Annotated in this window: 17 protein-coding genes; 6 read left to right on the top strand and 11 right to left on the bottom strand. The window is 46.8% G+C overall.

The window, feature by feature from the left end; translation table 11 throughout:
* Positions 1–47: 47 nt before the first annotated feature.
* On the top strand, positions 48–899 hold the full coding sequence (locus GQ671_RS08010; RefSeq protein ID WP_160655345.1) for a metallophosphoesterase: 852 nt from the start codon (positions 48–50) through the stop codon (positions 897–899).
* Entirely contained in the window at positions 899–1,528 is a 630-nt protein-coding gene (locus GQ671_RS08005) for a LysE family translocator (RefSeq protein ID WP_160655342.1), read from the top strand. Before GQ671_RS08010 ends, GQ671_RS08005 begins: the two co-directional genes overlap by 1 nt.
* A gap of 65 nt (positions 1,529–1,593) precedes the next feature.
* Here GQ671_RS08005 and menC read toward each other — a convergent pair whose 3' ends face one another.
* Both menC and GQ671_RS07995 read right to left on the bottom strand, forming a co-directional pair.
* Positions 1,594–2,733 carry an o-succinylbenzoate synthase gene (gene menC, locus GQ671_RS08000; RefSeq protein WP_160655338.1) on the bottom strand — a complete coding sequence of 380 codons (1,140 nt, stop codon included), beginning with the start codon at positions 2,731–2,733 and terminating at the stop codon, positions 1,594–1,596.
* 12 nt (positions 2,734–2,745) lie between these two features.
* Positions 2,746–4,185 carry a YfcC family protein gene (locus tag GQ671_RS07995; RefSeq protein WP_160655335.1) on the bottom strand — a complete coding sequence of 480 codons (1,440 nt, stop codon included), beginning with the start codon at positions 4,183–4,185 and terminating at the stop codon, positions 2,746–2,748.
* Positions 4,186–4,277: 92 nt separating this feature from the next.
* Between GQ671_RS07995 and GQ671_RS07990 the strand changes: the two genes are divergently transcribed.
* Positions 4,278–5,384 (top strand): amidohydrolase, encoded by a 1,107-nt coding sequence (locus GQ671_RS07990; RefSeq protein ID WP_160655332.1) that lies wholly within the window; start codon positions 4,278–4,280, stop codon positions 5,382–5,384.
* Between the two features lie 172 nt (positions 5,385–5,556).
* Here the strand turns inward: GQ671_RS07990 and GQ671_RS07985 are convergent, their stop codons facing one another.
* The 9 genes from GQ671_RS07985 to GQ671_RS07945 all read right to left on the bottom strand — a co-directional run bounded on the left by GQ671_RS07985 (position 5,557) and on the right by GQ671_RS07945 (position 16,867).
* The gene (locus GQ671_RS07985) at positions 5,557–6,081 is read right to left on the bottom strand and encodes a hypothetical protein (RefSeq protein ID WP_160655329.1); all 525 of its coding nucleotides are present in this window, start codon (positions 6,079–6,081) and stop codon (positions 5,557–5,559) included.
* Positions 6,082–6,160: 79 nt separating this feature from the next.
* Positions 6,161–6,409 carry a hypothetical protein gene (locus tag GQ671_RS07980; protein ID WP_160655326.1) on the bottom strand — a complete coding sequence of 83 codons (249 nt, stop codon included), beginning with the start codon at positions 6,407–6,409 and terminating at the stop codon, positions 6,161–6,163.
* 42 nt (positions 6,410–6,451) lie between these two features.
* Positions 6,452–9,097 carry an MMPL family transporter gene (locus tag GQ671_RS07975; protein ID WP_160655323.1) on the bottom strand — a complete coding sequence of 882 codons (2,646 nt, stop codon included), beginning with the start codon at positions 9,095–9,097 and terminating at the stop codon, positions 6,452–6,454.
* Positions 9,081–9,545, bottom strand: a complete 465-nt coding sequence (locus GQ671_RS07970; protein ID WP_160655320.1) for a MarR family winged helix-turn-helix transcriptional regulator — start codon at positions 9,543–9,545, stop codon at positions 9,081–9,083. Before GQ671_RS07970 ends, GQ671_RS07975 begins: the two co-directional genes overlap by 17 nt.
* Before the next feature lie 161 nt (positions 9,546–9,706).
* The gene (locus GQ671_RS07965; protein WP_160655317.1) at positions 9,707–11,701 is read right to left on the bottom strand and encodes a catalase; all 1,995 of its coding nucleotides are present in this window, start codon (positions 11,699–11,701) and stop codon (positions 9,707–9,709) included.
* Positions 11,702–11,845: 144 nt separating this feature from the next.
* Entirely contained in the window at positions 11,846–12,952 is a 1,107-nt protein-coding gene (locus GQ671_RS07960; protein WP_160655314.1) for a mannitol-1-phosphate 5-dehydrogenase, read from the bottom strand.
* A gap of 1 nt (position 12,953) precedes the next feature.
* Positions 12,954–13,379: a PTS sugar transporter subunit IIA gene (locus GQ671_RS07955; protein WP_160655310.1), complete on the bottom strand. Its 426-nt coding sequence runs from the start codon at positions 13,377–13,379 to the stop codon at positions 12,954–12,956.
* A gap of 17 nt (positions 13,380–13,396) precedes the next feature.
* On the bottom strand, positions 13,397–15,397 hold the full coding sequence (locus GQ671_RS07950) for a BglG family transcription antiterminator (RefSeq protein ID WP_160655307.1): 2,001 nt from the start codon (positions 15,395–15,397) through the stop codon (positions 13,397–13,399).
* Between the two features lie 27 nt (positions 15,398–15,424).
* A complete protein-coding gene (locus GQ671_RS07945) occupies positions 15,425–16,867 on the bottom strand; it encodes a PTS mannitol transporter subunit IICB (RefSeq protein WP_160655304.1) in 1,443 nt (480 codons plus the stop codon).
* Positions 16,868–17,047: 180 nt separating this feature from the next.
* Between GQ671_RS07945 and GQ671_RS07940 the strand changes: the two genes are divergently transcribed.
* The 3 genes from GQ671_RS07940 (at position 17,048) to GQ671_RS07930 (ending at position 19,838) form a co-directional block, all read left to right on the top strand.
* Positions 17,048–17,965: a hypothetical protein gene (locus GQ671_RS07940; RefSeq protein WP_160655301.1), complete on the top strand. Its 918-nt coding sequence runs from the start codon at positions 17,048–17,050 to the stop codon at positions 17,963–17,965.
* A 103-nt stretch (positions 17,966–18,068) separates the two neighbouring features.
* Positions 18,069–18,986: an EamA family transporter RarD gene (gene rarD, locus GQ671_RS07935; protein ID WP_160655298.1), complete on the top strand. Its 918-nt coding sequence runs from the start codon at positions 18,069–18,071 to the stop codon at positions 18,984–18,986.
* Positions 18,987–19,058: 72 nt separating this feature from the next.
* Positions 19,059–19,838: a hypothetical protein gene (locus GQ671_RS07930; protein WP_160655295.1), complete on the top strand. Its 780-nt coding sequence runs from the start codon at positions 19,059–19,061 to the stop codon at positions 19,836–19,838.
* Positions 19,839–19,856: the final 18 nt, after the last annotated feature.

Here is a 19,856-nt window from a genome sequence, read left to right as displayed (position 1 = left end):
GGCGTGCTGATTTGCTCTATAATGGAAAGAAAAATCGAGGTAGCCACATGAAGATTTCCCAGATTGCATTAGGCTTTTCCATTGCGCTGGCACGCTTTCTCTATAAGCAGGACAAGGATATTACCACCACCTACCATACGCATGAATCCGTACGAGTCCCTGAAGCTTTTGATGGTTATAAGATCATCCAGGTCTCTGATTTCCATAATGCCTGGTTCGGCTTTCGTTCTGCCAAACTGATTCGTGAAATAAAGAAAATCGATGGGGACGTCATATTTGTCACAGGTGATGTAATCGACCGCCGTACGCCGAATTTCAAGCGGTCGATGGGATTGGTCACACAGCTTGTGGACATCCTGCCGACCTACTATGTGACGGGCAACCATGAAGCCCATTATAGGAAATTTGATAAGCTCGAGCAGGCGATCGATGCATCCGGTATGAAAAATATCAGCAAAAGCAATGAACGTCTGAATATCGGTCATGAATATATCAGATTGATCGGTATGGAAGATCTCTGGTTCTATGGCACGGATGGAGATCATCAGGTGACGGCTGATTTCAGGCAGGATCTTGAACATCGGCTTGAGAACAGGTCTGACCGCTTTACGATTGTGCTGTCTCACCGTCCGGAACTGTTCGATATGTATACCCGTTTCCCGATCGACCTCGTGTTCACCGGTCATGCACATGGCGGACAGATCCGTCTCCCGATCGTCAAAGGACTTTATGCACCACATCAGGGTGTACTCCCGCAGTATACTGAAGGGGTGTATGGCAAAGATGGTACCAGCATGGTCGTCAGCCGGGGTCTTGGCAACAGCCGCTTCCCGTTCCGCGTATTCAATCGTCCGGAGATTGTCGTCATGGAACTAAAAAGGACAGAGGGGGCGGAGTAATGGATAATCTGCCAGCATATATTGCAGTCGTCATCGTTCTTGCGATGATGCCGGGCGCCGATTCGATGATCATCATGAAGAATACGCTGAACGTCGACAGCAATGCAGGCAGGGTGACGATTCTCGGCATCATCCTCGGACATCTGTTCTGGACATTCATCGCAGTCATCGGTCTCGCTGTCGTCATTGCGAATTCGATTCTTCTGTTCAGCACTATAAAATATATCGGTGCGGCCTATCTGATCTATATCGGCATCAGAAGCTTTACAGCAGGTCAGCTGGTCTCTGTGGATGATCTGAAGCACAAGGCGCAAAAGACAAAAGGACAGATGGGCGAGGCTTTTAGGCAGGGACTGATCAGCAATATCCTCAACCCGAAAGTGCTGCTGCTCTATATCACCATCATGCCGCAATTCATGACAGTCGGTGGCAATATCGGAGAGAACCAGCAGCTGGTCATTCTTGCCTGCCTGCTGATCGGCATTTCATCCCTATGGTTTCTGATTGTCGTCGAACTTGTCAATGTCATGAAGAAATGGCTCAAAAGCAGAGCTTTCCAGAACTGGCTTGCCAAAGGAGCCGGTGTCGTACTGATCCTGTTCGGCATCCGTACCGCGCTGGATGCCTGATGCACCCTATAGATTCAAGAAGACCCGGAATGGCCAATTGGCCACTCCGGGTCTTCTGTTCATGATCAGTCATAGAAGATCATGTCCGGAGCATCTGCTCCTGTGATCACATCTGTCTTCTTCAGATACTGCTGCATTTTCGCGAAATCGACATCGGCACCGATGCCGGGTGCACTACTGACTGTGACCAGGCCATCTTCTGCAACGACTTCAGGGGTGATGATGTCTTCATACCAGTATCTGCTCGATGATGCGGTATCACCAGGCAATGTGAAATTACCGAGGGTCGTGATGGCGATGTTATGCAGACGACCGACACCGGCTTCGAGCATGCCACCACACCATAGAGGTATGTCGTGCTTTTCGGCGAGATCATGAATTTTCCTGGATTGTGTAATGCCGCCGACACGTCCGACCTTCACATTGATGATCTCACAACTGCCAAGTTCAATGGCACCGAGAGCAGACTCATAGGAATCGATGCTTTCATCGAGGCACACCGGTGTGCTGATTTCCTTCTGCAACTTGGCATGGTCGATGAGGTCACCGGCAGCGAGGGGCTGCTCGATCATCATCAGGTCGAATGCGTCGAGTGCTTTCAAAGTCTCGACATCATCCAGTGTATAGGCGGAATTGGCATCAGCCATGAGCGGGATGTCGCCGAAGCGTTCTCTGATCTTGCGGATCATATCGACATCGCGGCCGGGCTTGATCTTGACTTTGATGCGTTTATAGCCTTCGTCGACCTTCTCCTGGACTTTTTCGAGAAGCAGTTCGTCAGTGTCTTCAAGACCGAGTGAAATACCGACTTCCACCTGCTGTTTCTTCCCGCCGATTGCTTCAGCAAGTGTCATATCGTTCTGCTTGGCGTAGAGATCCCACACGGCACCTTCAATTGCGGATTTTGCCATGTTGTTTCTTTTAAAAGGTTTGAAAAGTTCCCAGACCTTATCCGGATGATCGATTTCATTCTGGATTACTATTGGAGCAAAATACTTCTTCATCGCAATGATGGATGCATCCATGAACTCCTCGGAGTAGAGGGGGTCTTCCCCGGACACACATTCTCCGAAACCGGATCGACCGGTATCATCAACAGCTTCAACGATTGTAATGAAACGATCCTGCTGTGTGCCGAAGCTTGTGGTGAAAGGTGTTCTCATCTTCATCATCAGCTGATGCAGTCTGATTTCTGTAATCTTCATTCATTTCTCCTCCTATACTGGGCCCCAGTTGATGGCTACAAGGACAATTATATAGATAATGCCGAGGACATACCATATAAGCACAAGCGGCAGGGCGAATTTGACCCATTTCGTGTACGGCACGCCTGCAATGGCGAGGTTCGCCATCAGGACACCGGATAATGGTGTAATGATGTTGGTGAAACCGTCACCCATGGTATAGGCCTGCACAGCCACCTGACGCGGGAAATCCATGATATCTGCGAGGGGTGCCATGATCGGCATGACGATCGCCGCCTGGCCACTGCCTGAAGTGACGATCAGGTTGAACAGTCCATTGGCCAGGAACATGATGATGGCGCCACTTGTACTGGAGAAAGGTTCCATGACAACGGCCATGAAGTTGACCACACTATCGAGCACCATTCCCTGTTCAAGGATGACGACAATTGAACGGGCCATCCCGATGATGAGTGCACCATAAAGTACTGTGTTGGCGCCCTCGATGAAGGTGGAGACCATATCGTTGACGTGGATTCTGCCGATGATTGCTGCCGCCACCATGATGACAAGGAAGACGGCAGACATTTCACCGAGGCTCCAGTCGGCGATGAATACACCAGTGACATAGGCCCCGATTCCGCCTGCCAGAGCAAGCAGGACGAGAATATGCTTCAACTTCATGTCCTGCTGACCAAGATCCTGACCTTCTGAAGGCACTTTCGGGAAAGGATTCTCTTTCAATATGCCACGGCTTGGATCCTTCTTGATGCGATTCGCGTACCAGATGACATAGGCCATGGTTACGATCAGTGTAATAATGTACATCACGGTACGTTCCGGTGCGCCGGAGAAGAGTGGTATTTCAGCAATCTGCTGCGCAAAACCGATGGTCAACGGGTCAAGGACCGCCACACCAAAGCCGACATAGGCGCCAAGATAGATGATGGATATCCCTATGATGGCATCCATTTTCATGGAGCGGGCAAGGATGATGCCAAGCGGGATGAAAGCGATGACCGCATTGACGACAATGCCGAGTGTACCGAATATGGAAAAGACGACCATGACAAGTGCGATGAGCAGCCATTCCTTATTTTCCGTAATTCGTATGATTTTAGTGACCAGTGCATCGATGGCACCCGTTCTTTCGATGACTGCAAACGCACCACCGATGATCAGAACAAGGAATATGAGGTTCGAAGTGCTGATAAGCCCTTCGACTATGGCACTGAAGATGTCGAGGAATCCCGCCGGATTGGAGTCGATGACACTGAATGTGCCGGGTATGATGACATCGATGCCTTCAGAGGACTCTTCGGTTTCGAAAGTACCTGCTGGGATTATGTATGTCGCAATGGCTGCAAGAACAAGGAAGACGAAAAGGATGGCATAGGCATCCGGCATGCGGAATCCTTTCTTTTTCTCGGTCTTAACATTACTTTCTTCAGTCGATTCGTTTTTGTCTGTCATAAAATACCTCCTATTTGAATTTTCAAGCAATTAAATATATTATAGTAGAGAGTGAATTATTATTCAATAACTTGTATGAAAGGAGTTTTATTTTGCTGAAAGAGAATATTCAGGAAGTATTTGAACATATGCATGCACATCCGGAACTGAGCTATGAGGAGACGGAGACGACCGAGTACATATACAACTATTTGAAAAAAGCGGGTTTTGCTCCGGTAAAGTTCAATAACACGACAGGACTCTATTGCGATGTCGGCAGTTTTGAAGAGGGGAACAAAATCATCGGCATCAGAGCGGATATAGATGCACTCTACCAGGAAGTGAACGGCATCAAGCAGGCGAATCACTCCTGTGGCCATGATGCACATACTGCAATGGTCATCGGCACAATGCTGAAAATAAAAGATGATCCGGCACTTGAGAGGAAGGGTGTACGTTTCATTTTCCAGCCTGCTGAAGAAGTGGGGACTGGGGCACTTTCTGTTGTCGATGAAGGGGTGATAGATGATCTGGACTACTTCTTCGGCATCCATCTGAGACCGATCGAGGAGGCGACGAACGGTTTCGCTACGCCAAGCATCGAGCACGGTTCGGCGGGTTCTCTGAAGTTCAGGATTGTCGGTGATGATGCGCATGGTGCCAGGCCGCACCTGAACCACAATGCGATTGAGGTCGGTGCGGATATCGTCAATATGCTGTCCAAGATACACATCAATCCAGTCATTCCCTCTTCAGTCAAGATGACGAAGTTTCTCGCCGGTGGCAAGTCGTTGAACATCATCCCTGGTGTGGCGGAATGCGGCATTGATATGCGCGCGCAAACAAATGAGCAGATGGACAAGCTGAAAGAGCGGGTCTTCAATATCCTCAAATACATTGAGGAATTCTACGACGTCAAAATCGAAGATATGGAGTTTTCCGGAATCGTGGCAAGTGAAAGCCATCCCGATGCGATTGAAGTACTGCGTAAATCCATTGTGGATGTACTTGGAGAAGAGAAGTGCCTGGAACCGATTGTGACGAGTGGCGGCGATGATTTCCACTACTATACTGTCAAACTGCCGAAGCTGAAAGGGGCAATGATTGGTATCGGATGCGATCTCGAACCTGGATTGCACCATCCGGACATGTCATTTGAGCATTCGGCCATGCAGAATGGTACTGAAATACTGTACCAGGCAATTGTGAACGCAGAGTAAGCCCGGGAAAGAAGGGATGATATGAGAAAAGCGGTCTTGCCATTGCTGATTGTTATCCTCTCGGTATGTGGCAACACTGACGGAAGCAGCATTTCCAAGAATGACGATAGACTGCTTGAAATACCGTTGGAATAAAAATAGATCCTGGACAGTGTCCAGGATCTATTTTACGTTATATGCTTTTATACTGTTCTTCGCCTATGTCGCTCTCATCAACAATACCCATTGCATCTTCTTCCAGTTTACGGTTGTAGAGGAAGAGGATGATGATGGATGCTATACCTACAGTGATCATGTTGAGCACGGCAAGCAGGGCAGCAGTACCAAAGTTTTTCGTATAGGCTTTGAAAATACCAAGGAACGCGATGGATTCCATAAGAACGTAGGAGATGGCAATGTCACCAATGGAAAGTCCCATCACATATACGACAAGACCAACGATGGCAAACGTGAGGCCGATCGTTTTAGGATTGAATTTCCCACGATCCAGCACGTGTCCATCGAACATCTGACCGCCAAGATAGAACGTGCCGAAAGGAACAAATCCAAGCAGCGGAATATCAAGATTCTTTTTCTCAGCCACGCGGAAAAGGAAGTACCCTTGCAACAGCCATTTGACGAGGCCGATCAGTGAAAAGAAGATGACCAGCAGTATGCCTACGATGGCAAGACCAGCTAGAAGACCAATTATTTCCATATTTATTCACACCCTTCAGTGAAATTATACCATATTTATTAACTTCCATAAAATAAAAAGCAGGCTCGAAAGCCTACTTTCATCTGCCATATCTACGGTAATTTCTAGCGTTTATCTTTTCAGCACTGCGATAGGCATCAATAACAGCGTAGATCCATACAATAGGCAGGAATACATAACCAATGAGTACAATTGTCAATGCACCATTTATCACCTGGATAAGGATGATGATGATTCCTTTCAGAATCTGACCGTTATATATCTGTCCAAGTCCATTGACCAGGGCACTCAGGACAGCTGCAATACCGGAACTTTTTTGTGAAGGCATTTTTTCACTCCTCGATTCTTCTTAACTATATATATCTACCCGTTATTCCTTGTCTTTAAACTTTTCTTCACGTGCTCTGCCACCCGGCATTCTGAATGGCCACCAGTTGCCGCGTCCGAATGTGATGACAAACGCAGGTACAAGTAGTGGCAGTACGATGAATGCGTAGAAGAGAAGGGCGAAGATGATGATGCTTGCAACCTGGATCAGTATGATCATCCCGGATGGAAGCAGAGCCGCAAATGTACCGGACAGAATGATGACTGCCGTAATGACGACGCCCCCCATCCGTCTGATGGACTGTTCGATTGCATCCCGGATGCTGCGTCCTGTCAATTCTTCACGGAACCGGTCGATGATGAATATCGAGTAGTCGATGCCGAGTGCTGCGAATATGATCAGACTGAAGAATGGTACCGCCCAGTTCAGTTCACCGTAGCCGAAGAATCCGAGCAGCCATTGTGTAATGGTTACGGATGCGAAATAGGTGATGAAAATTGAACTGATCATTGAGATCGGCAGGATAAGGGATCTGAAGATGATGGCCAGTACTACGAACAGTGTCAATATGAATATCGTCACAACCCGGTTGTAGTCGTCATTTGAGATCTGATTCAGGTCACGGTTCATGCTCGTGACACCGGAGAAGTAGGCATTTGTATCATCACGTCCAAGACGATGGATCTCATCTTCCACAGTTGTTTCAATATCATTCAAGGTGGACATGGCTTCATGACTGTATGGATCAACGGCGAGAATGACATTCATGGTGAGCGCTTCATTGCTGTCGCCGAATGCATACTGGTCGATGGCATCCTGAATTTCTTCATTATCTATATATGACTCCGGTACATGGATGCCGGTCTGGTCGACCGCCTCATTATTGCTGATGCCGTCAAGCAGGCTGGTTACTTCTTCAAGACCGTCCTGGATCTCATCTATACCTGCAGCCGATTCGGCAAGCCCGTCACTGAGCTCTGTAAGCTGTTCGTTTGCCGCTGCCTGCTGTTCATTCATCTCTGTACTGGCAGCAGAAACTTCACCGGATAGTGTTGTTAGACCTTCCTGTACTTGCGAGAGCTGCTCGGCAGCACCTTCAGCATCACCGGTCTGTGTCATATATTCGGTGATCTGGCCGATATTGCCATTGATTTCGTCAATGCCTGACTCCAGCTCGGACAGATCGCCACCCGATGTGCCTGTATCAGCAAGGCTGTCACTTGCATCAGTCAGACCAGCAGATATTTCCGATAGACCATCCTGCATGTCTGCAATGCCCTCATTTGTCTGCTCCAGCTGGTTACGTACATTGAAATCTTCAATTGCTTCACCCGCAGGACGTGTCAGGGTCTGCACTTCTTTTACGCCTTCAAGGTTGGATACTGTGGAAGCCACTGCATCAAGCCTCGACAGGCTCTCCTGGTTCAATAGATCCCCACCATTGGACAGGATGACTTCCACCGGGAAGAGCTGTCCTTCGTCAAAGTTTTCACTGACGACATTGGTGGCATGCACAGTCGAGTAGCCGTCATCCAGCTCTTCGATGGAATCAAAGTTCACTTCATCATTGTAGAATAGAGCAATCGCAATAAGTATTGCGAAGATGGAGAAGATGATGCGTGTCGGATATTTCAATGACAATATGCCGAGTGGTGTCCAGAGTCTGCTTTCCTTGAACTCCGTTTTCTTGATGTTCGGCCAGAAGATATATCTGCCGAGCAGGTACATCAATATCGGCAGCAGTGTGAAAATTGCCAGAAGCAGGAAGATGACACCGAGTGCTACACCGACTGCTGAACGGTATATTTCAAAATTGGCAAAGTAGAGTACACCGAATACGATGGCACCGGATAGGCCACTGATGAATACTGTTTTTCCGGCAGTGGAGAAGGTGCGGATGATGGCATCATACTTTTCATGATGTTCGAGCTCCTCCTTGAAACGATTGAGCAGCAGAATACAGTAATCGGTACCGATACCGAACAGAATGACAATCAAAAAACTTTGTGTCTGTGGTGATATCGGGAAACCGAACCACTGTACAAACCATCCGACAAATGACTGTCCGAGCAGATAGGCAACACCGACAACCACTACAGGTACAAATGGTGTCACAATGGAACGGAACATGAGCAGAAGCACGCCGACAACGATGATGACTGTAAATATCTCAGTGGACTGTATGCCTTCCATGGCATCCTGTTCGACTGTACTCTGAATCAGTTCATTCGAAGTCATGGAAGTATCGGCTTCAGTCGTATTCATTTCTTCAATTGAATCCGCAACGCTGCTGATGTCGTTCAAAGGACCAACATAGTCCATCGGAATCATGATGACGCCATTCTCATTATTGATGAAGTTGCTCTGAACGGATTCTTCATAAGTAAAAGGATTGATGACATTATTCACTTCATCAAGAGATCGAATCTCTTCAATATAGGAGACAATGCCCGACTCATGTGAACTGACTTCGCCGTCAAATTCCAGAACGAGAGACATCGTTTCCTTATCCTGACCGTATTCCTCAAGGAACTGTCGTGCCTGTTCACTTGGAGATTCGTCGGATAGCTGTATATCCCCTTTTTCTGTCGACAGTTGGGTCAGGTTGGGGGAAAGCAGAAAGGTCGTTACAGTAAAGATGAGCATCAATACGGTAACCGGCCATTTGAATTTAAGAATGTGTTTCATCTTGGGTACCTCCAGGTATATACTTCAAAATTGTGAGTGTTGCTTCGTAGAGCTTTTTTTCTTCATCTGTCGTCAGATTGGAAACATCCGCTCTGATCTTACTGAGAATATTATCCATGAACTCCTCAAGCAATGTTTCAGCTTCCTTAGTCATAAAAATCAGCTTGGAACGCTTATCCTGTGTCAGCTCGTTCTGCCTGACGGTGACAAGTTTTTTACGCTCAAGTTTTTTTACAGTATGAGTAACGGCACTTCTCTGAACGTTCAGTTCGAGTGCCAGGGCGGAAGGCGTCGCATGTCCATTCAGGTAGATGTACTGGATGATATCCATCTGGGTTTTGGAAATATGCAGGCGTGCAACAGAGTCGGTCACGTCGTTGAATACTCGTGTATATCCATAACCGTATATGTCCCTCAGATTATGGACAATATCATTTTTTCTTTTCATGTACTACAGCCCCGCTTAATTGTTGAGCATGCTCAACTAAATGAAATATACCATAGTTTAGCACGAGAGGAGACCCTGGTCAAAAGATAATATGTGACACTTATGTAAACTTGCATGGAATAAAAAAGAGACGCCACAAAGGGCGCCTCCTGTTCAACTGACTATCTGTCCCATATACGGTGTCCTTTGACATCTTGTAGGAACTGATCGACGTTCTTTTCGATGTTCGTGACACCTTTCGCATCCATTGGAAATGGAAGTACCTCAGAAATATTTCCTTCATCGACACCATAGCCGATGGCCTTCTTATGCTTGAAGGCGATGGCGAGATTTTCGATTGCTTCCGGCTGGAGTGGCTCCTTGCCTTTTAGCACAACAACAGCGTCAAATAGGACTGAGTGAACGGTATCGAAGGTCTCTTCAACTCTCACATCTCCTACGCTCTGTATCTTATCGGAAATGAAACTGACATCAATGCCGTGTTTTTCGAACTTATCTTTTGTCTCTTTCAATGTTTTTTCTGCGACATCAGGTGTAATCATGACACCGATGGTACGTGTTTCAAGTGAAGCAGGAGTATTCTTCATGCTGAGTGCCTGAGAGCTCTTTTCATAAGTGGATTCCTCAATCTGCTCAGGCAGCTCTGCACCGACCTTCTCAGCGACGTACTCTGTCATTTCACGATCGATCTTATTGAGTACTTCGCTAAGGACATTGTTTCTGACCTCCATGTTCTTGCATTTACCCAGTTCAAAACTCAGAGCATCAAACATATGCTGTTTCTCGTGTTGCTGCATAGAGTTCAGGAATAGTTTAGCCTGGCTGAAGTGGTCTTTAAAGCTTTCACTTCTAGCGCGCACCTTTCTACCTTCGACTTTTTCATTGTAGTGTTCAAAGCCGCCTTCCTCAGGACTGGCTGGTTCCGGCTGATTATCATTCAGGGCATTCTTATGATAGGAAGTCTGTCCTTTAGTGATGTTCATCTGATTGTAGCCTTCCCTCTGGTTGTTGGCGAAAGGACAGACAGGGCGATTGATCGGAATCTGATGGAAGTTTGGACCACCGAGACGAATCAGCTGTGTGTCGGTGTACGAGAATAGTCGACCTTGCAACAATGGATCATTTGAGAAGTCGATGCCCGGAACAACATGGCCAGGATGGAAAGCAACCTGCTCCGTTTCTGCAAAATAATCATCAACGTTCTGGTTCAGTGTCATCTTACCGACGAGTTGAACCGGGACGTCTTCTTCTGGCCAGATTTTAGTTGGATCGAGAACATCGAAGTCCATGTTGAACTCGTCCTCTTCTGGAATGACCTGCAATCCGAGTTCGAACTCGACTGCATTTCCTTTATCGATATTCTCCCACAAGTCTCTACGGTGGAAATCGATATCCTTGCCGTTGATCAGCTGAGCTTCATCCCAGACAACCTGGTGGGCACCAAGTTTCGGCTTCCAGTGGAACTTGACGAAGTGGCTCTTCCCTTCCTTGTTGACGAGTCTGAACGTATGGACGCCGAAGCCTTCCATCATCCTTAAACTTCTTGGGATGGCACGGTCACTCATCAACCACATGATCATATGGGCACTTTCTGTGTTTTGTGAGACGAAATCCCAGAAAGTATCGTGCGCCGAAGCAGCCTGTGGAATTTCATTGTGAGGCTCGGGCTTTACAGCATGGACCAGATCCGGGAATTTGATGGCGTCCTGGATGAAAAATACCGGCATATTGTTGCCGACAAGATCATAGTTGCCCTCATCAGTATAGAATTTTGTAGAAAAGCCGCGTACATCACGTGGGATGTCCATGGAACCTCTATTTCCCGCGACCGTGGAAAATCTAACAAAGACGGGCGTCTTCTTGCTTGGGTCATTTAGAAAATCTGCTTTTGTATATTTTTCAAGAGATTCATACACTTGGAATTCACCGTGTACACCAAATCCTCTGGCATGTACTACACGCTCCGGAATACGCTCATGATCGAAATGGGTCATCTTTTCACGAAAATGAAAGTCTTCCATAAGCGTTGGACCGCGTTCGCCTGCTTTTAAAGAAAATTCGTCTTCACTGATAGGCAAGCCCTGATTTGTCGTCATCTTAGCTTTCTTAGTATTGTCTATTGTATTCTTCTGTAAGTCTTCCTTTTTTCTATTCATGATAAGCCCCCTAAAAATGATCTCTTCCAGTCCATGTTAGCAGTATGTAGATGAGGTTACACGTATTTCTATTATTGCGTTTGCCAAGTTTTAAGATGGGTAAAATAAAAAGTTGGAACCTGTCACCTAGGTTCCAACTTTTCGTTATATGCTTGATTTGATCTCTTCTATAAGCTTGCTATCAAGTTTGCTGTGTTCGGCAAGGAATCCATCTGTTCCTGCTGATTCAATCCTGCCATTCATTTCAACCTGTTCCGGATCATCACTGTTATCAAATTGCAATGCGAACATTACGAGTTTGGACAGTGCGCCGTGGTCCATGTTGTTTTCGTGCAAATATACAAGCGGTTTGATGATCCGATCGTTTGGGCTGAGCTTCCTCAGAACACCACGACCGACACGATCAAGGTCATCCGACAGGTAAGGATTCCTGAACCTTGCGATGATCTTTTCGATATACTGTTTCTGCTGTTCTTCCATGAAATCATAATTCTCGGTCAGGTAGCGCGTCGTTTCCCCGAGTACTTGTCTCAAGTATGCGACAACTTTCTCGTCATCCATTGCTTCAGATACGGTTGTATATCCAAGTGTCTTGCCATAATAGGCGATGGCTGCATGGCCCGTATTGACAGTGAACAGTTTTCTCTCAATATATGGCATGAGATTTTCTACATAGTTGACACCATCCAGCTTGTCTTCTCCAACCCAGCTGTCGCTTTCGATGACCCATTCATAGAATGGTTCCACTTTTACATCCAGTATATTATCATTCTTCTGAATCGGTACGATACGGTCGACAGCAGAGTTAGGGAAGCCAATGTTGGAAAGGGATGCGCCATCGACTTCGGCAAGGATGGCTGCCTTCAATGTATCCGTTGCAAGTACTGCATTTTCACATGCAATGATATTCAATGGTCTGTCTGTCGTACGGTTCGCCAGGTGAGGTGCAAGCGTTCTGGCAATGATCGGCAGAATATTGACGCCGACTGCTGTTGTAATGAGATCTGCCTCGGAAATGGCCTCTGCCAACTGGTCTGCGTCATTGGCAGTGTGGATGCCGTCCACGCCCTTGATTCTATAGGATGCGCCATCTTCCTCCGAAATATGAACCGTGTATTCGTGATCTCTGTTCAATGCATCGATAATTTCAGCATTCACATCTGCAAAAGTCACTTCATAACCATTATCGTGGAGAACTTTACCTATGAAACCGCGTCCGATGTTGCCGGCTCCAAAATGAACAGCTTTCATATTAAAGGTCCTCGTTTTCAAATAGTGCGATGATTTCATCGGCAGATGATGCGTTGATTACTTTCTCTGCATTTTCTTCCTCTGAAAATAGAACGGCAATCTTCTGCAGCATTTCGAGGTGTTCGTTATTCTTACCTGCAATACCAAGTACGACTTTGGCTTCATTTCCGTCAAAATCGACACCACCTGGTACTTGTACAAGGGAAAGTCCACTTTTGATGACGGAAGTTTTGCCTTCATCTGTACCATGTGGGATGGCAAGACCATTGCCCATGAATGTGGAAACCACTTTTTCCCTCTCGAGCATGGAATCGATATAAGCCGCTTCAACAGCACCTTGTTCGACAAGAATCTGTCCTGCTTTTCTGATTGCTTCCTCTTTTGAGCCTGCTGTCTGGTTCAGTACAATATTTTCCTTCTGTATCATTTAAAATCATTTCCCTTCTATTTATAGAGTGTCCTAATGTAGTTTTTAATTATATTTTCCACTTCAGCTGGCGATTCAAACAATTGACCGATACTCAGGTGGTGTTCTCCAAACAGGATGCTTATTTCGCTGATCATGTCGGCTACAAGTGTCTTTTCCGGGACGAGCAGCAGAATCTGGTGATTGACTGCTACCGCGTCTCCTTTGTAGTTCCGGTCTTCTATACCCGCTGTGTTATGAATAAACACCATCTGATGCGCTTTGATCACTGGAGACCTGATGTGGGGATAGGAGAAGCCGGACTCTCCAACGACGAACCCTGTTGTTTCGAATCTTTCTTCAAGCATTGTGAGAATCTCTCTGATATCGTCCTGTGGCATATCTGTTTCTGAAGACAGTGCCTGGCGGACGGAGGTGAGGGCATCGGCACGCTTACCATCTGTGATGAAATGCCGGTTGAGGTACAGTTCAGACGCCTGTATCACCTGTTCGGGGTCGACCTCGACCATCACTTTTTCCCTATCAGGCGTATTGAGCAGTGGGGTGGCATCAAGACGTGAGATGGCCTCCATGATCTTCTTTTCATCACTGTCATCAAGCAGTGGGCTGACAAGAATATAGTTTTCAAGGTCAAGCGGAACTGTACTGAGTACCAGCTCATTATCATGGATTTCGGTATCTGCAACTTCGGATATGGAAAGCTCCTGCCGAATGTACATGTTGTTGAACCTGGTCCTCAGCTGGTTCGCAAGAATACGACTTGTGCCGATTCCGCTTGAACATACTGTCGTCACTTCGATTTTAGGGTTGGCATGCAGAATACCGCCGAAATGAATGATCAGAAATCCGATTTCCGATTCGTTGAGCTTGCGTGTGCCGAAGTGCTGCTTGAAGCTCTCACCGACGACTTCGAACAGGGCGGGGTACTTTTCCTTGATTGTGTCGAGCAGTGGATTGACGGTGATGATGCCGGACTCCATGCGATGCAGTGTGGGTTCGATATGAAGTATCAGCCCTTCCTTGAGTTCAGGATAGGCGTAGAAAGGGTAGTCCATCCTCTGGCTGACAGTGTTGATGAACTGGACAGTCGATGATTCGATGGAATCCGTATCCCGTTCCGACTGGAACTTTCTGCGGCTTCCCCTCAGGTGCATGCATATGAAATAGACTTCTTCTTCTGGAAAAGTGATGGAAAACTCGGTTTCCAGTTTGCTGGTCAATGCGAGCGACACCTCGAATTCCTGGGTTTCTCCCAGTTCTTCCTTGAGTGACTGCTTCACTGATACATTATTGGAATGCTCGGTGCGGTCTATTGCCAGCACAATATGAAGTGTCAGGTTCAGGTAGGCATTTTCAGTCAGCTGGTAGGGCAGGACATCCAGTTCATCCATGAGCAGCCGCTCCACCTTGAAAATGTTATCCGCTTCGAGCAGCCCCATGATCTTGTTGTTGACCAGTGAACTGAATACAAAGTTGTTCTCGATGACCGAGTAGATACTGTTCGAGTTCAGTTCATTGACCATCATATCGGCGAGGAAATTCTGTTTGTTCAGCTCATCTCCGACAAGCTGGATGCCGATCGATCGAATCTTGGTGATTTCGAGTTCGAATGCCCTCAAGGTATCGGTCATCTGTCCGATCAGCTCATCAACTGTGTGTTCGCTGACCCCAAGCTCGACAGCGAGGGCGCTTTTCTTGATGCCTTCGGTATTCAGCATAAGGTTATAGATGAGTGCCACTTTCTTCTCCTCATTGCTCAGGTCTTTATCTGCATGAGCATTGATGTAGGCTGTAAGTGCATCCATTTCATCTGTATCAAGTTCCACTTTGACGCCTTTCTTGTATTCGCGGATCATCTGGATATCGAGTTGTTCCAGCGTTTCTGTAACATTCTTCAGCTCGCGGTGGACGGTTCTTGAAGACACACCCAGTTTGTCTGCGAGCTCTTTAATAAGTAAAAAGGTACCACTATGATATATGAGCTCGTTGATGATTTTCTTCTCTCTTGAGCTGATCATAATGGTACCTCCTTTGATTCATTCAGACTATTGGTGCTTCTGCAGTTCTTCCGTCAATTCTTCGTATTTCGGACTATTGAGGAAGTTGTCGACCGAAATATGCTTGGCAGTCGGCACTTTGCTTTCTGCACGTTCAGTCAGTACTTTTTGTGTGATGATGATATCTTCATCACCTTTAAGCTGGTTGATTGCAGAGTTGGTCACTTCGATGTCGAGTCCTGCTTTTTTGAACTTATTCTTAAGCATACCCGCTCCCATGGCACTTGAACCCATTCCAGCGTCACAAGCGAAAACAATTTTATCAACTTGGCTGTAGTCGAAAGTTGTAGCGGCAGTTTCATCAGCTGCTGCTTCCGACTGGCTCAGTGTACCAGCAACGGTTGATTTTTTACCTTTTGCGGCTTCCATCTTCTGTGTCGCTCCTGCAATGTCGTCGTCAGGCTGTTTTGTAAACTTGAGCAACAGTGAAGCGACGATGAATGACACGAGTGTAGCTGCAAATACCCCGAGAAGCATGATGAGCAGCTCTCCTCTTGGTGTCATGGCAGCGTAGGCAATGATACTGCCTGGTGCCGGTGGGCCTGAAAGGCCGAAATCGAACAGAGTGTAAGTCAGGATACCGGATGCGCCACCAAGAATGGCTGCAACAACAAGTATCGGTTTCATCAGAATGTATGGGAAGTAGATCTCATGGATACCACCGACGAACTGGATGATGGCCGCACCAGGCGCTGTTGCACGTGCTGTGCCTTTTCCGAATACCATGTAGGCAAGCAGGATACCGAATCCTGGTCCCGGATTCGATTCCAGTGTGAACAGGATGGAACGTCCGGCTTCCTGTACTTCTTCAGTCGCAAGCGGCGTCAAGACACCGTGGTTGATGGCATTGTTCAGGAAGACGACTTTGGCAGGCTCGATGAATATGCTCGCCAGTGGCAGCAATCCTGCTTCAACGACGATATCAACAAGGTTTCCGAGCATGTTGGTCAACCAGGATACGACTGGACCAAGACCATAGAAACCGAATAGTGCAAGCAGGAATGCCAGGATACCGGCAGAGAAGTTGTTGACGAGCATCTCAAGTCCCTGGCGGATTCTAGGTACCAGTACACGGTCGAGCTGCTTGATCAGGTAACCACCGAGTGGACCCATGATCATGGCACCAAGCAGCATTGGAGAATCAGGGAATGCAGTAATGATACCCATTGTAGCAGTGGAACCGACAACCCCACCACGCACATCATGGATAAGCTTACCACCAGTATAGGCGATGAGCAGTGGCAGCAGGTAAGTGATCATCGGACCGACCATACCGGCCAGATCTTCGTTTGGTAACCAGCCAGCTTCAATAAATAGTGCAGTTATAAGACCCCAGGCGATGAATGCAGCGATGTTCGGCATGATCATACTGCTCAGAAACGAGCCGAATGCTTGAACTTTACGCGAAATGCCACTCTTTTGTTCGGACATATAAGTTCCCCCTTATGAATAATTGGTTTGTAACTAAATGATAGCCCGTAACGTGTACGCTTACAATATAAACAAAAAGCGAGTTTGGCACACAAACCGTGACAAAACACATGTTATGTTTTAAAAGACAAATACTGTCATGGTATAATTAAGAAAAATGATACATAAAGGAGAAACACCATGTTCCAATACCAAGGCGCCTATAAGGATAACGGCAGAGATCTTCACATGAAAACGTTCTGGTCATCCATACTGGTCTTCATCCTGATCTACGTCGCAGCAGTACTTTTTGTGCTTCTTATGATTACACCATTTTTCCTGATTGATACCGGTCTGGCGGTACTGCCTGCCATCGCAATCTTTCTGCTTTTGATACTGGCATCGCTTTTTGTCTTCTATCCACTATCCGTCGGGGTGATGCGTTATTTTGCCTCAGCATACCGTGGTCAAAGCTTCAGATTCAAGGATGCATTCAAGATTTTCAACAAGGGCAACTACAGCAAGGTCATCAAGCTGGGGCTATTGACGCTTATCGGCTACTTGATATTTTCGTTTGCAGTCAGTATGATCATGCAGGTCCTCTTCATGATGGTGAACGCGCCCCTGTTTGCATTTTTTGATGCGAACAATATGGAAGATCCATTTTCAAGCGGGCAGATCGGTACAATCGTTACAGTCCTGCTGCTCAACCTATTGCTTGTCGTGCTGTCATATATTCCTTATGTATTGGTGACAATCTACATGTTTCTGGTCTATATGGCCTATATCGATGAACCACTGACACCGACAACGGAAAAGTTCCAGATGGCTTGGGACGTAATGTTCCGGAGTGGAGAGAGTATCCTCAGGCTGATATTCAGCAATCTGATCCTATGGATCGTTCCGATTATCATCTACGCCCTTTTTATCGGTGGCGCAGCACTCCTCGGCAGCTATTTTGCAGAGACGGCCTTCATCGTAATGCTGGCCGCCGGGGTCATCTTCATGATGATTGCCTATTTCATAGTAATGTATTTCATGGTCGGCAGCATCACAGCCTACTATTTCAAAGGCCGTAATCATCTGGATCATGAATACCAGGCGCAGCAGCAAGTATAATGCTGTTCAGAAGATTGAAACTTCGGTTTCAATCTTCTTTTGTATTTTAAATGGCATGTGCATGGAGTAGAATTGCTGTAGTGTCTAAAACGGAGGTGTGCAATTGAGCGAAAATAAAAAAGGTATCCTGTTTGCGCTTGGAGCCTATCTGATATGGGGGTTCCTGCCCATCTACTGGAAGCAGGTCGAAGATATCTCTTCCTATGAAATCATCGCCCATAGGGTGTTCTGGTCATTCATTTTCATGATCGTCTTCATCCTTGTGACAAACAGGATGCACCTGTTCTATAAGGATCTGAAATTCATATTCAAAGAAAAGAAGAAAATCGTTGCCCTTTTTGCTGCGTCAGTCATCATCACTTCCAACTGGCTGATGTATATCATTGCTGTAAATAATGGTCATATTCTGGATGCGAGCCTCGGCTACTACATCAATCCCCTGATCAGTATCCTGATCGGATTCGTTGTTCTCGGTGAACGTTTTTCGAAGCTGCAGTGGGTTGCAATCATCATCGTCTTTGCAGGTGTTACATATCTCGCAGTCGGTCTCGGTTCAGCACCATGGATCTCGCTTTATCTGGCATTGTCATTCAGCGTCTATGGACTGATCAAGAAAGTCATCAATATGGATGCCGTATTTGCACTTGCTGTCGAAACATTTGTGCTGGCGCCGTTTGCCCTCATCTATATTCTATTCCTGGAAGGCAGTGGTGTCGGCAGTTTCGGTGTCAACATGGACAGCCTGATCCTGATCGGTACAGGTGTCATCACGGCAATTCCGCTGCTGCTGTTCTCGCTCGGTGCGCAGCGTATCCGCCTGTCACTGATTGGTATTCTGCAATATTTCGCACCGACGATCATGCTTCTGATCGGTGTCTTCATGTATGGGGAGGCCTTTACACACATTCACACGGTCGCCTATATTTTCATATGGGGTGGGCTTGGTCTCTATACATTCAGCCGATTCAGAGAGATGCGCAAAAATGCTCGGAAAACGCCAAGGCGGCGTGCAACCGACTAGCATATTATTAGTGAATTGAAAAAAATCATGATATGATTTATGGAAAATCAGCGTTCTAAGGAGTAAGGAAATATGAAGGTACCAAAATATCTGCTCGCCACCCTTACGGCAACTGCAATTCTTGCCGGCTGCCAGGAGGATGCGCCGCAGGATGATATAGAGGAGACATCAGACGAAGAGGCAGTGGAAACAACCGAAACAGCAACAGTGGAGACCGGGGGCAGGCAACTCTCAGAGATAGAGACGGACGATGCGTCACTGTCAGCAATACTTGAGCAGGCTGAAACAATCGAAAGCTATGAGGCATCCTTGGATCTTACTGCTGCAGTCGATGGCGGTCAGCCTGAAACACTTGAGGCAGAGGTACGGTTCAAAGATGGAGAACCACCTTCCCTTCACCTGATGTCGGAAGGTGAGGACCGCACAATCTCGAAAGACGGGACGACATTCTACAATAATGGTACGGATTGGATCGATATATCCGATTCCGTCAACGTCGATCAGCTCTATCATGTGACGTATAGGAACGCAATCCTGTCATTTGCCGATATCAAGAATGAACTTGAATCGGAAGAAAGCGGAGATCAGGTGATCTATACGCTCGAGGGGCAGAGCGACGAAGTGTTTGAAACTTTCGAAGAACTGTTTGCAGTGGAATTCGGAAATATTGATACTTCCGAAATAGAGAATGACTTGGAAATTGCTGTCGGCAAAGAGGATTCTCTCATCCAGTCGATCAATTATGATGCGCAAGGGGAAGATACGGAAGGTGCATACGAACTCTCCGGTGAAGTTGAATTCACTTCCTTCAATGATGTAGACGAGATAGAACTGCCTGAAGCGGTACAATAATGGAAATGCCTATGGAGA

It is taken from the genome of Salinicoccus hispanicus (assembly GCF_009831115.1).
GTDB classification, from domain to species: domain Bacteria; phylum Bacillota; class Bacilli; order Staphylococcales; family Salinicoccaceae; genus Salinicoccus; species Salinicoccus hispanicus.
Note: the sequence above shows the minus strand (reverse complement) of the source record. Positions and strands in the feature narration are given on the sequence as shown.

What these genes read in the sequence shown, in the direction of transcription:
- GQ671_RS08005 (WP_160655342.1), top strand. Translation starts at nt 899, where the DNA reads ATGGATAATCTGCCAGCATATATTGCAGTCGTCATCGTTCTTGCGATG.
- GQ671_RS07930 (WP_160655295.1), top strand. Translation starts at nt 19,059, where the DNA reads ATGAAGGTACCAAAATATCTGCTCGCCACCCTTACGGCAACTGCAATT.
- GQ671_RS07975 (WP_160655323.1), bottom strand. Translation starts at nt 9,097, where the DNA reads ATGAAACACATTCTTAAATTCAAATGGCCGGTTACCGTATTGATGCTC.
- menC (WP_160655338.1), bottom strand. Translation starts at nt 2,733, where the DNA reads ATGAAGATTACAGAAATCAGACTGCATCAGCTGATGATGAAGATGAGA.
- GQ671_RS07985 (WP_160655329.1), bottom strand. Translation starts at nt 6,081, where the DNA reads ATGGAAATAATTGGTCTTCTAGCTGGTCTTGCCATCGTAGGCATACTG.
- GQ671_RS07970 (WP_160655320.1), bottom strand. Translation starts at nt 9,545, where the DNA reads ATGAAAAGAAAAAATGATATTGTCCATAATCTGAGGGACATATACGGT.
- GQ671_RS07940 (WP_160655301.1), top strand. Translation starts at nt 17,048, where the DNA reads ATGTTCCAATACCAAGGCGCCTATAAGGATAACGGCAGAGATCTTCAC.
- GQ671_RS07980 (WP_160655326.1), bottom strand. Translation starts at nt 6,409, where the DNA reads ATGCCTTCACAAAAAAGTTCCGGTATTGCAGCTGTCCTGAGTGCCCTG.
- GQ671_RS07945 (WP_160655304.1), bottom strand. Translation starts at nt 16,867, where the DNA reads ATGTCCGAACAAAAGAGTGGCATTTCGCGTAAAGTTCAAGCATTCGGC.
- GQ671_RS07955 (WP_160655310.1), bottom strand. Translation starts at nt 13,379, where the DNA reads ATGATACAGAAGGAAAATATTGTACTGAACCAGACAGCAGGCTCAAAA.
- GQ671_RS07965 (WP_160655317.1), bottom strand. Translation starts at nt 11,701, where the DNA reads ATGAATAGAAAAAAGGAAGACTTACAGAAGAATACAATAGACAATACT.
- GQ671_RS07960 (WP_160655314.1), bottom strand. Translation starts at nt 12,952, where the DNA reads ATGAAAGCTGTTCATTTTGGAGCCGGCAACATCGGACGCGGTTTCATA.
- GQ671_RS07995 (WP_160655335.1), bottom strand. Translation starts at nt 4,185, where the DNA reads ATGACAGACAAAAACGAATCGACTGAAGAAAGTAATGTTAAGACCGAG.
- GQ671_RS07950 (WP_160655307.1), bottom strand. Translation starts at nt 15,397, where the DNA reads ATGATCAGCTCAAGAGAGAAGAAAATCATCAACGAGCTCATATATCAT.
- GQ671_RS08010 (WP_160655345.1), top strand. Translation starts at nt 48, where the DNA reads ATGAAGATTTCCCAGATTGCATTAGGCTTTTCCATTGCGCTGGCACGC.